At 46.6% G+C, this 11361-nt stretch carries 11 protein-coding genes; 5 read left to right on the plus strand and 6 right to left on the minus strand.

Annotation, left to right across the window (positions count from 1 at the left end; all coding sequences use genetic code 11):
• The first annotated feature begins 12 nt into the window (after positions 1–12).
• From V1L65_RS01695 to V1L65_RS01710, 4 genes are read left to right on the plus strand one after another with little or no spacing between them, the layout of a single operon-like run.
• Positions 13–729 carry an ABC transporter ATP-binding protein gene (locus V1L65_RS01695; RefSeq protein ID WP_331697310.1) on the plus strand — a complete coding sequence of 239 codons (717 nt, stop codon included), beginning with the start codon at positions 13–15 and terminating at the stop codon, positions 727–729.
• Positions 704–2320, plus strand: a complete 1617-nt coding sequence (locus tag V1L65_RS01700; protein WP_331697311.1) for a hypothetical protein — start codon at positions 704–706, stop codon at positions 2318–2320. The genes V1L65_RS01695 and V1L65_RS01700 overlap by 26 nt, the downstream gene beginning before the upstream one ends.
• 42 nt (positions 2321–2362) lie before the next feature.
• Positions 2363–3172, plus strand: a complete 810-nt coding sequence (locus tag V1L65_RS01705) for an alpha/beta fold hydrolase (protein ID WP_331697338.1) — start codon at positions 2363–2365, stop codon at positions 3170–3172.
• A 16-nt stretch (positions 3173–3188) separates the two neighbouring features.
• Positions 3189–4175, plus strand: a complete 987-nt coding sequence (locus V1L65_RS01710) for a sensor domain-containing diguanylate cyclase (RefSeq protein ID WP_331697312.1) — start codon at positions 3189–3191, stop codon at positions 4173–4175.
• 81 nt (positions 4176–4256) lie between these two features.
• Here V1L65_RS01710 and V1L65_RS01715 read toward each other — a convergent pair whose 3' ends face one another.
• The 5 genes from V1L65_RS01715 to V1L65_RS01735 all read right to left on the minus strand — a co-directional run bounded on the left by V1L65_RS01715 (position 4257) and on the right by V1L65_RS01735 (position 8106).
• Complete coding sequence (locus tag V1L65_RS01715) at positions 4257–4451, minus strand: S-layer homology domain-containing protein (protein ID WP_331697339.1); 195 nt, start codon at positions 4449–4451, stop codon at positions 4257–4259.
• Positions 4452–4819: 368 nt separating this feature from the next.
• A complete protein-coding gene (locus V1L65_RS01720) occupies positions 4820–5923 on the minus strand; it encodes a glycoside hydrolase family 88/105 protein (RefSeq protein WP_331697313.1) in 1104 nt (367 codons plus the stop codon).
• A 421-nt stretch (positions 5924–6344) separates the two neighbouring features.
• Positions 6345–7382, minus strand: a complete 1038-nt coding sequence (locus tag V1L65_RS01725; protein ID WP_331697314.1) for a LacI family DNA-binding transcriptional regulator — start codon at positions 7380–7382, stop codon at positions 6345–6347.
• Positions 7383–7421: 39 nt separating this feature from the next.
• On the minus strand, positions 7422–7889 hold the full coding sequence (locus V1L65_RS01730; RefSeq protein ID WP_331697315.1) for a hypothetical protein: 468 nt from the start codon (positions 7887–7889) through the stop codon (positions 7422–7424).
• A 22-nt stretch (positions 7890–7911) separates the two neighbouring features.
• The gene (locus tag V1L65_RS01735; protein WP_331697316.1) at positions 7912–8106 is read right to left on the minus strand and encodes a helix-turn-helix transcriptional regulator; all 195 of its coding nucleotides are present in this window, start codon (positions 8104–8106) and stop codon (positions 7912–7914) included.
• Positions 8107–8349: 243 nt separating this feature from the next.
• Between V1L65_RS01735 and V1L65_RS01740 the strand changes: the two genes are divergently transcribed.
• Entirely contained in the window at positions 8350–9621 is a 1272-nt protein-coding gene (locus V1L65_RS01740; protein WP_331697317.1) for an FAD-dependent oxidoreductase, read from the plus strand.
• A gap of 59 nt (positions 9622–9680) precedes the next feature.
• Here V1L65_RS01740 and V1L65_RS01745 read toward each other — a convergent pair whose 3' ends face one another.
• On the minus strand, positions 9681–10991 hold the full coding sequence (locus V1L65_RS01745; RefSeq protein WP_331697318.1) for an MFS transporter: 1311 nt from the start codon (positions 10989–10991) through the stop codon (positions 9681–9683).
• Positions 10992–11361: the final 370 nt, after the last annotated feature.

An 11361-nucleotide genomic window follows, 5' to 3' on the forward strand; every position in this document is an offset into this window, starting at 1 on the left:
GAGGGTTACGTTATGCAACTGAAACTGCAGCAAATAACTAAGCAATTTGATTCCAAAAAAGTACTGCAAGGTGCGGAGTTTACTTTTGAAAAGGGAAAAATATACGGATTGCTAGGCCGCAACGGCGCTGGTAAAACAACGCTGTTCAACTGCCTGAGCGGAGAAATGGCCATGGACGGCGGACAAGCTCTCATCCGTACAGAAGCCGGTGACAGGCCGCTTCAAGGCGAGGATGTCGGCTACGTTTACTCGCTTCCGATATTGCCGGAGTTTTTGACAGGCTATGAGTTTGTGAAATTTTTTATCGATATTAATAAGGACAAGCTGCACATCGATAAATCTGTTGATGAGTACTTCGAGCTGATGAGCATGTCGGTTGAGGATCGGCATAAGCTGATCAAAGGGTACTCCCACGGCATGAAAAACAAGCTGCAAATGCTGCTTTTCCTAATTACAAAGCCGCCTGTCATTTTACTGGATGAGCCGCTTACTTCCTTTGACGTTATCGTTGCGCTGGAGATGAAAAAGCTGCTGCGTGAAATGAAAACGAACCATATTCTTATTTTTTCTACACATATATTGCAACTGGCATCCGATCTTTGCGATGAGCTGGTCGTGCTTCATAAAGGGGAGCTGTCCTCTGTTCCTGCGGAGCTGCTGCATAGCGCTGATTTTGAACAGAAAGTCATACAATTATTGAAGGATGATAGCCATGCTGAACAGCTTTAGAACACTGCAGTCCATCAAAACCTCAACTGCTATTAATATATTTATATACTATTTGCAAAAGCTTCCTTTCATTAAAAGACTCGTTACGGATGAGCTCTATGCCAATCTATCGGCGAAGCAGGCGCTAACTATTGTAGTTTCTATTATAAGAATAATTTGGAACGTCTTGCTGCGCCTGCTCTATATCGGTCTAATCGTCTATCTTCCTGCCGTATGGCTTGGGGAAGGCTTGCCTAAGGACGTGCTGTGGCAGTATTTCGTTCATATTTTCTTTGTTATCAGCTTTATTGTTTCCGGCACGAGCAGCGCAGTTATGCTAGAGCCAAAGCGCGAGAAATATGTGGCTATCAAGCTGTTTAGAATTCATCCCAATTCCTATATGCGTTCGTCATTAACTCTGCGTTATATTGCTTTTTTTGTATACCTGCTGCCTGTCCTGCTGTTGTTCGGGCTTTTACTGAAAGGCTCATTCATACAAATCCTACTGCTTTGCTTATCAGTCACACTGTGGAGAATTGCAGTGGAATACTTACATCTTAAACTTTATGAAAAAACGAATATTATACTTATTAAACAGCAAGCTATCGTCTGGCTCGTAATCGGTTTAGGTTATATCGCTGCTTTCCTGCCCCTTTACCTGCATCATGTGCCGGCTACGAGCAAGCTGCTGCTTCATCCGGTCGCTTTTATTTTGATAGGCTTCATGGGTATTGCAGCAGCCTTCCAGCTGCATCGATACCGAGACTATAGAGCGATTACCGACGCTGCAACAAGACGCGATGACCCTTTGCTTAATCTAGGGCGAATGATAACGGAAGCGCAGCAAACTAGTGTAAAGACAAAGGAAAGCGACTATGCCAAACAGCCCGCCCATAGCGAGCAGCTGGAGCGCAAAGAAGGGTTTGACTACTTAAATGCGCTATTTTTCGCGAGACATCACAGCATCGTGACAAGCCCTTATTACAAGCGGCTCGCCATCATAGCGATAGCTGGCGTAATCATCATTGCCGGATTACTGCTGTTTCAACAGCAGCTTGCCGATATAAATATAGAGACTCGGATCATTTTGCCCTTCTTATTTATGGTGATGTATTTCCTAACAATTGGAGAAAAGCTTTGCAAAGCTATGTTCTATCATTGTGACATCAGCTTGCTCCGATACGGATTTTACCGCCATGCGGCATATCGCCATTTCCGTATTCGCTTTTATAAAATATTAGTTCAAAATACGGTTATTTCCGTTTTGCTTGGCCTAGTACTGACTATTGCTCTTATGCTTGCCGGCACTAATCTTTGGAATGCGGATATTGCTTATTTATGGCTGAGCGTATTGGCGTTAGCGCTGTTTTTCTCGGTTCATCATCTATTTTTATATTATATATTCCAGCCTTATACGACCGAGCTTAATATTAAAAATCCGTTCTACTATTTTATTACCAGCTTTGTATCGGCTTTGAGCGCTATTGCCATCGTTATGCGCCCCGAACCACTGGGATTTGCTATTTTTATCGCACTGCTGGCAATTGCTTATACGATCATCGCGCATTTCCTTGTGCGAAAGCGTGGACATCATACGTTCACTTTAAAATAGCAGCTGCAGCAAATGACAATTACTATTAAAGGAGCGTTACATATTTCTATTGATATTTTGCAGCGCAATTATGTACAAACCTGTGGATCAGGTGATCAAGCGATTGTTTTTGCACATGGCTTTGGCTGTGACCAAAATATGTGGCGATATATCGTCCCTCATTTTTCCAAGCAATATCAGGTTGTTTTATTTGATTATGTCGGTTCAGGCCGCTCTCAGCTTGATCAGTATGATCCTGTCAAATATAATGATTTGCAAGGCTATGCGACCGATGTCATTGAAGTGTTGGAAGCAATGCAGCTTAATCAGGTTATATTCGTCGGCCATTCCGTAAGCGGCATGATTGGCCTGCTTGCTTCCATTCGAAAGCCGGAGCTGTTTAAGCAGCTTATTATGCTTGGACCTTCTCCGCGCTACATGAACGATCTGCCTGATTATTTCGGCGGCTTTGACAAGAGTGATATTGAAGAGCTGCTAACGATGATGCAGATGAATTTTATCGGCTGGGCCAGCTATTTGGCTCCAATCGTAATGCAGAATGCAGACCGCAAAGAGCTGGCAGAAGAGCTGGAGCGCACATTCTGTTCAAGAGACCCGCATATTGCAAGGCAGTTTGCTGAGGTAACCTTCATGTCGGATTGCCGTGCAAACCTGCCGTTGGCTACCGTACCGACGCTTATATTGCAATGCTCGGATGACAGCATCGCGCCGGTTGAGGTCGGCAACTATTTGCATAAGCAGCTGAAGCACAGCTCGCTTGCCCAGATGGAAGCCAAGGGGCATTACCCGCAGCTGAGCCATCCGCAGGAAACGATTGCGCTTATTTCACAATACTTAGCCAAATGCGGATAAGCTGGAGGAACGTCAAATGGATACCCAACTAGATACAGCACCATGTGGATACTTTTCGCTTTCTAACAAAGGAATTATACAAGCTGTTAATTATACCTTACTTCAAATGCTGAACTTTGAGCGCGATGAACTGCTGAACAAGCATATTGAAACGATTTTGTCTGTTACAAACAAACTGTTTTTTCATACGTATTTCACACCGCATATCGAGCTCTATGGACAAGTGGACGAAATGTACTTTTCGCTGCGCTCAAAGGACAAGCAGGATATTCCGGTTCTACTCAACGGCATTCGTCAGGAGCGCGATGGCATCAGCTGCATTGATTGCGTAGCTGTCGCCATACGCAAACGAATCGAGCATGAAAAGGATGTTATGCAAAGCAAACTAAAATTGGAAGAGCTGTATACGGCGACGAACGAGGCGAATAAACAGCTTGAGCTGCTGCATGCAGAATATGAACGCAAGCAGCAGGAGCTGATTCAAATCAACGGCGAGCTTGAATCATTTGCAAATACCGATGCTTTAACGGGACTAAAAAACCGCCGCTATTTCAGAGTGAAGCTGCTGGCAGCGTTTGCCGAGTTTCAGCAGGAAGGCACACCACTTTCACTGCTCATTATCGACATCGACTACTTTAAAAAAATCAACGATACGTATGGGCATCCAACAGGCGATCTTGTGCTTGCCGGCTTGGCCCAATTGCTGCAAGAAACGTCACGTGAGCAGGATCTTGCCGCACGCTTTGGCGGTGAGGAATTTGTCATTATGCTGCCGGGTGCCACCGCGGATGAGGCGGTCCGAATCGCAGAGCAATATCGTATAGCGGCTGATATGGCTCAATTTGGCGGATACAAAATTACAGTCAGCATTGGAGCAGCTACCGCTGTGCAGGACGATACGAAGGAAAGCCTGCTGGAAAAAGCCGATCAGGCGCTCTATGCCTCAAAAAGCAATGGCAGAAACCGGGTTACACATGCGGACGAAGTAAACGGCAAACCATAGGCTATTATACGCTGCAGAAACGGCGTCTTCGACTGAAGACGCCGTTTCTTTTCCGGGGCAATTAACGGAACGAGTGTCCTCCTAAAGCAAGGGAAGCAAAGCTTGAGCAAACAACGCAACAACCTCGGCTCGAGTCGCATGCTGCTGCGGGCGGAAGCTCCCGTCAGCATAGCCGTTGACGATGCCATGTCTTGCAGCAAGCTGCAAAGCATCCTGCGCCCATTGCGACACGTTCGACTCATCCTTGAAAGGTGCGGCTTCTTGGTACCTGACAATGACTTAATGTACTCGCAGGCGTTACTTTTCAAACGATGCGTCGCTATTTGCGGTGCGGTCATCAATGACCGTTAGAACCAAAAAGCAGTCTTTTTGTTGCATATGCGGACACTTATGACCATTAGAAGAAAATTCCGTCGAATTCTCTAGCTTTTTTCCCGCTAACGGATATTTCTGTCCGTTAGAAAGTAGAGATTGGCGAAAAATGAGCGCTAACGGTCATCATTGTCCGCATCATTAGGAGCCATTAAGAGCACATCAGCCTTATCGTACGCCAAACATACAGAACTACGCCATCATCATCCCTGTTGCACCGTATGCATACTTCATGTTACGGCCTGACATCTTGTATAGCAGATTGCAGATAATTAATTGTGATGAGGCTCCGCCTTGCTCATCTCTACGCACATTAGAATAAAGCCGCCTGCGCCATGCAGATCGTTCTCGCTTGTTGGACGGGCAATATAGTGCGCGTAATCGCCAATACCTGTACCGATACAAATATTTCCGATAATGACATGCCCATTCTCATCAAGCTTAAGCGTATCAATTACGCCTTGATAGCCTTTCCAAGCATACTTCATATAGGATGGGTCCAAATAACCCATTCTTACTGCCTTGGCAATAGCGTATACAAACAACGAGGTGCAGGAGTTTTCCAGCCAGTTGTCAGGAAGATCGCCCTTGTCCAAAACCTGATACCATAAGCCGCTCTTTTCATCCTGGAATTTAGGCAGCACTTTAAGCAAATCCTGCAAAATAGCAACCAGCTTCGGCTTATCCTTGTGGTCATTAGGCAAATAGTCAAACATCTCCAGCAGCGCTACCGGGTACCAGCCTACTGCTCGCCCCCAAAATTCCGGCGCAAGCCCCGTTTTCTTATCCGCCCATACCGCTTCCTTCGATTCATCCCAGCCATGATAGAGCAAACCTGTGACAGGATCCTTTGTATGCTTTTCCATTAAAATAGCCTGGAATGCCATCAAGTCAAAGTACTCGCTTTTATTAAAAGTATGACCATACTGTACCGCGATCGGCCCAGCCATATATAAACCGTCAAGCCACATCTGGTTCGGGTATTTCTCCTTATGCCAGAAGCCCCCAGATGCATTCGTCTTCCAATCCTTAATTAACGGAACAAGCGTATGAAGCGCCTTCGTATATCGCTCGTCCCCTGTCTGCTCGTACAAATTGAACAATAGCACGCCTGGCTGAATATCATCCAGCTCGTAGGAATTATACTTGCGGATACTGCCATCCGGCAATATTAAACTGTCAACCCAGCGTTTGATATAGGTATAATAATCATCATTGCCCGTTGCCTTCCAGCATTGCTCCATGCCTGACAGGAACACGCCCTGGTGATAGTGAAAACGATCCGGCGGCAGCTGTTCCGGCTCGAATGTCGCCATGAGAACCCGGCAGCCCTTCTCTGCCCATTGCAGCGGCGTAAGTGCATCATTAATTTCCATTACTGATTCCCACTCCTAACTGTTATTGTTCATCTCCTTTACTATAACATACAAATTAAAACGTTTACATACCATTACAAACTTTTTCGTACATTATCAAACGAACATAGGCGAACGAGAAACTTAGGAGAGGAGCGATTAATTTTTACGAAGATTGGCAGTGAAGATAGCACTTCTGTGGAGACTGTCGATTAATTGTGGATAGGGCAACAAGCAATAGAAAAGGGGCCTCTGCGATCAAGATTGGGATTCCGACCACTGTTGTGGTCCAATTTTTTTGATGAAATAACCCCTGTAAAGGATAAAATTGGCCTACAAAGGCGGACGCTGCCGCTTCTCCTTTCCCAATCTTTCTCTTCGTTCCCTCTCTTTTTGCTTGCCAATCGTTGCCCATAATTAATCGACACCTTCCTGTGATTCGTTAGCGCCGCGGCTCGCCAGCTGTATTGCCCTGCACCATAGGGCCCAGCAGCCGAATATGCTCACATGGCAGATGCGGATTGGCTACCCGCCGCAGCATCAGCTCAGCAGCTCGTTCCCCGGCCTCCTGCACTCGCAAGATCGGCCTCGTCAAATGCGGATATCGCTCATGCTCATCATGCTCCATCCCAATGAGGGAAAGCTCATCCGGCATGCTTATGCCTAATTTTTGCGTCAGCTCTATAATCCATTCCGATTCCTCTGGCATTACGGCAAGAACAGCCGTATATTGGCTTGACAGAAGCTCTGCTTCCAGTTGCTTAAGCCATGCCTCGCGATTGCCAAAGCCGGCGTCCATTAATCCAGTCATAGCTATATCCATCCCATTACGTGCAAGCGCAGCTGAAAAGGCAAGCCTTCTTAGCCGAAAGCCCCGCTGGCTTTCAATATTGCCAACATAAAGAATACGCTTATGCCCGTCGGCATGCAGCCTATCAACCGCCAGATGCACCGCATGCTGCACATCCCAAACGACACTGTCAACCTCGGCAGATTCTGGCGGGTAACTGATGAGCACCTTGGACAGCGGCAGCTGAATGAAAAACGCCTCCATCCATTCAGGTATGCCGGGAGCCAGAAACAAGCCGTCCGCATACAGATGCCCTTCCCGCTCCATCCACTCCATCAGCTCATTCTCATTGTTCAAATGCTTTGGCGGTACTACGGAAGCAATACTATGACCAAGCTCCTGCATCCTTACTTGCAAGCCATTAAACCTGGTGGCAAAATAAGACTGCTGCGCTCCGACAAACAAGACAAACCGTCTTCTTTTTCCGTCAATCGGATATATTCTCTCAGCCATCATGCCGTCCTCCTGTGCTTTCGTTACATAACCGAGCTCTCTAGCAGCAAGCAAAACTTCCCGCCGCGTAGATTCAGCCATGCCAGGCAAGCCTCGAAGCGCTTTGGACACAGTATGTACTGTTAATCCAAGCTGATCTGCCAGATGACGCAAGGTAACTGTTTTTTTGCGCGGCAATTTATTCCCCTCCTTACTTGCTAATGGTGAAAACGCGGATTACGGCCTATTATATTTACGGCTTTGTACAAATGTAATGGCGGTCATCATAATCACTGGCGGTAGGCTGACTACCGTAAACATCCAATTGCCCGTAGCAGCTGAAACAAATGAAAAAATAATAATAGTTGCTACACCTATCAATAGTGAAACCAGTATGCTTGACTGCTTTGCATCGTTCTGCGTCATTTTAAAAGAATAAATTGCACCCGTAATCGCCCAGCTCCCCATATGAATAAACAGCAAAATAGCAAGCGCAAAAATAATATTAAGCTGAACGCCCGATAAGGCAAGCATCAACATCACATAAATAGCAGCGAAAGTAAAATACCAGGAAATAGACCGGGCTTTATTCCATATAAAATGATACACTTCATCCAGACCGCGCTTCTTGCCTGCTGCGCGCCTTCCCAAAAACCATCCTAAAAAACCAAGCACCATGCCGCCGTATAGTCCTACATACTCCATCTAATCCTTCCTCTCCGCAAGCTTATTTTTCAAAAATAAACACTTCTTCAATCGTCAATTGAAACGCTTTTGCGATTTTATAGGCTAATTCAAGGGATGGATTGTACTTCTCCGTTTCAATGGCAATAACCGATTGTCTCGACACTCCAACTGTTTCTGCTAGCTGCTCCTGCGTCAGTTGATGCTGTGCCCGTAAATCCCGTATTCTGTTTTTCAATTTTTCACCCCTAAAATGTAAAGCTAACTTTACGTAAAGTTTACTTTACATCTAGCAACCTTGTCAAGACCAGAGCTTTAGCTTCGCAAAAATTCCTGACAGACTTTTAAACGCAATGCCCTCACTATCAGCGTAGTACTTATTTTTATTTACTTTAATTTTTATATGAAACTAAAATGGCACTATAATGTATCCATTATTCTTCCTATAATGAGGTCAAATTCATGGAAGGGAAGCGATCACTTGTCAACAAACCATGCATCGATAAGCATGAGCCGCAATGTGCCTGTGCATGACAGCGCTGATATTATCGTCGTTGGCGGCGGGCCTGCTGGAGTAGCCGCTGCTATTGGAGCTGTACGAAGAGGGAAAAAGGTTATACTTGTAGAGCATTCCGGGCAGCTTGGCGGTATGGGCACGCTTGCGAATGTCAGTGTTTTTATGGGGGTCGGCAATGTTACCGGCATATATCGCGAGCTGATTGCAGAGGTAATGCCTGAGGCGCTGCCAAGCACGCATCAGCAAGGCATATGGCCGCAATATTCTCCTTTCAAGGTAAGACATTATTTGAATCAAAAGCTGGAAAAGGAAGGCGTGCAAGTTTATTATCATGTCAGCTTTGTCGATTCCTTAATGGAGGGCAATCGCATCATCGGCATTGTCGCTCATACTCGAGAAGGACTGCGTGCCTTTATGGGCAAGGCAGTCATAGACTGCACAGGCGATGCTGCCGTCGCACGCGCAGCAGGCGTGCCTATACGTACCGGCCGCGACAGCGATCATATGACGCAGCCAATGACATTAATGTTCACGATGCAGGATACTGGGCAGCCCGTTAAACCTTACCTGCCGGAGGACTGCTACTATTACGAATCTGTAGCCGATCTGCCGCAAGGGCGCCTGCTCTATTGGGAAGTCAAAGAAGATCGTACCTTGCTTGTCAATATGACGCGCGTTAAAGGCAACGGGGCAAGGATGGAAGATATCAATTTCGCTGAAAAAGAAGCACTGCGCCAGGTGTTTTCAGTCGCTCACTACTTGCAGCGCAACGGGTACGCCAACTATATTATTTCGCATATTCCTGGTCAGACGGGCGTTCGCGAAACGAATCAGATCGAGGGAAGCTATACTTTAACTGAAAATGACTTGATAAACAGCGCCGTATTCGATGATGTCATTGCTCAAAGCGACTATGAAATCGACATTCATAGTCCTGATGGGGGTAAAACGACAGATGAGCGCAGGCTTGGGCTGTATGACATTCCGTATCGCTGCATGCTTCCGAAGCAGGTTGAAGGTTTGCTTATTGCAGGTCGATGCATCTCAGCAACTCATGTGGCCATGTCCTCCATGCGCGTACAGGCTACCTGCTATGCGCTCGGTCAGGCGGCAGGCGTAGCGGCTTCCATCGCAATCGATGAGCAGCAGCCGTTAGCCGATATTTCCATAGCGGCTTTGCATGACAAGCTGCAGCAGCAAGGCGTGGAATTTAGACGCAAGCCTGTAAGCTCGTAAAAGCGCAAATAAAGGTACCCCCCAGCAAAAAAAGCCGGTGGTACCTTCCCTAGTTTTATTTATCGTGGCTGCCGTTTGCTCCGTTCCCATACGATAATCGGAATGAGCAGCAGTGAGAGTATGCCGCCCAGAAGAGACAGCGTCGTATAGCTGGAATGAGCGACGATCGCGCCAGACATCGCGCCGCCCGATGCCCCGGCAATAGCGATAAGCACATCGACTGAGCCTTGTGTTTTGGCGCGTGTACTTGGAGTAGTCGCATCAACAATTTGCGCTGTACCGCTAATGAGTCCGAAGTTCCAGCCAAGACCAAGCAGGGCAAGCGCCAAAGTAAGCAGCAGCATAGAGTCGGCGGGCGCCAGCGCTGACAGCAGCCCTGCTGCAAGCAAGGTTAACCCTGCCATATAGGACATCGTCGTTCGTCCCAGCTTATCAACAAGAACGCCAGTAATTAGAGATGGCAAATACATGGCTGCCACATGAATGCCGATGACTATCCCCACCTCGCCCAAGCCATGCCCATGGCTTTTCATATGAACTGGCGTCATCGTCATAATTGCAACCATGACGATTTGCGTTAGAACCATTACCGTTGCCCCTATAACTATGCCGCGCTTATTGGCAGCCGTGATCTGCGGGGCTGCTTGGCCTCGGCCTGCATGGCCCTGCCTATTTTGCTGTGCTTCAGCAATGCCTTTTGCAATAATAAACGGATCAGGACGAAGCATGATCAACAATACGGTACCCGCCAGTAAAAAAGCGGCGCTAGCCAGCATGAAAGGGCCAGCTAATGGCGGCACACCAATCGATTCCGCGAATTTGCTCATGACATCAACCAGATTAGGACCTGCCACTGCGCCGAAGGTGGTGAAAACCATAGCCATACTGATCGCCTTGGCTCGCTGCGTCGGCCCTGCGAGATCCGTCCCCGCATAACGCGCCTGCAGGTTCGTAGCTGTTCCAGCTCCATAGATAAAGAGGGATATAAATAACAATGGCAATTGATCGAGTATAGCTGCTATAATTACGCCTATTGCACCTACACCACCGGCAAAGAAACCGGCTGTGAGGCCCACTCGCCTTCCAAGCCGCTGCGAAAGTCTTCCTACAATAAAGGCTGCTGCCGCAGAGCCTAGCGTAAATAATGCAGTGGGCAAGCCTGCCAAACTATCCGATCCGATCATATCCTGAGCCAGCAATGCGCCGACAGTTACACCTGCCGATAAGCCTGCTCCGCCGAATATTTGTGAAATAATGATGATAATTAATGTTTTTCTGTACAGCTTGTTTTGTTTATCAACAGATTCAATATAGTCCTGTATATTATATTTGACGTTTTTTGAGTTTATCTTAACGTTGCTTTGTGCCATCGTATTTTTATACTCCTTTGTAACTCTATACTTGCTCAACCGTGTATTCAATCGCCGTATGCTAAATCTATCAGCGGTATGAATCTTTTAATTTACGAGACGCGTCATCCCCACCTGCCTTAACACATTTCTTCTGTTCCACTGCTTCTACCTTTATCTTACTCTACTTCAAGACAGCTATACAGCTTGTTTTTTTATTTAAGATCATATTCTAAAAGCTTTACAGCCGATTCTAAAGGGAAAAACTCATACTGTTGAAAAACCTTTATATCGCGAAATGTCCCACTAAAAATAGTTTTGGGCTGGCGGCGAGCAGTTCTGTATGATAATTCATACACATATGTGTTTTTCGGGACATTTTAGCGTAATG

Source organism: Paenibacillus sp. IITD108 (assembly GCF_036541265.1).
In the GTDB taxonomy this organism is placed as follows: domain Bacteria; phylum Bacillota; class Bacilli; order Paenibacillales; family Paenibacillaceae; genus Pristimantibacillus.

Bases quoted from the DNA above. Each gene is read 5' to 3' on its own strand.
- V1L65_RS01695 (WP_331697310.1), top strand. From the start codon at position 13: ATGCAACTGAAACTGCAGCAAATAACTAAGCAATTTGATTCCAAAAAA.
- V1L65_RS01700 (WP_331697311.1), top strand. From the start codon at position 704: ATGATAGCCATGCTGAACAGCTTTAGAACACTGCAGTCCATCAAAACC.
- V1L65_RS01710 (WP_331697312.1), top strand. From the start codon at position 3,189: ATGGATACCCAACTAGATACAGCACCATGTGGATACTTTTCGCTTTCT.
- V1L65_RS01720 (WP_331697313.1), bottom strand. From the start codon at position 5,923: ATGGAAATTAATGATGCACTTACGCCGCTGCAATGGGCAGAGAAGGGC.
- V1L65_RS01730 (WP_331697315.1), bottom strand. From the start codon at position 7,889: ATGGAGTATGTAGGACTATACGGCGGCATGGTGCTTGGTTTTTTAGGA.
- V1L65_RS01745 (WP_331697318.1), bottom strand. From the start codon at position 10,991: ATGGCACAAAGCAACGTTAAGATAAACTCAAAAAACGTCAAATATAAT.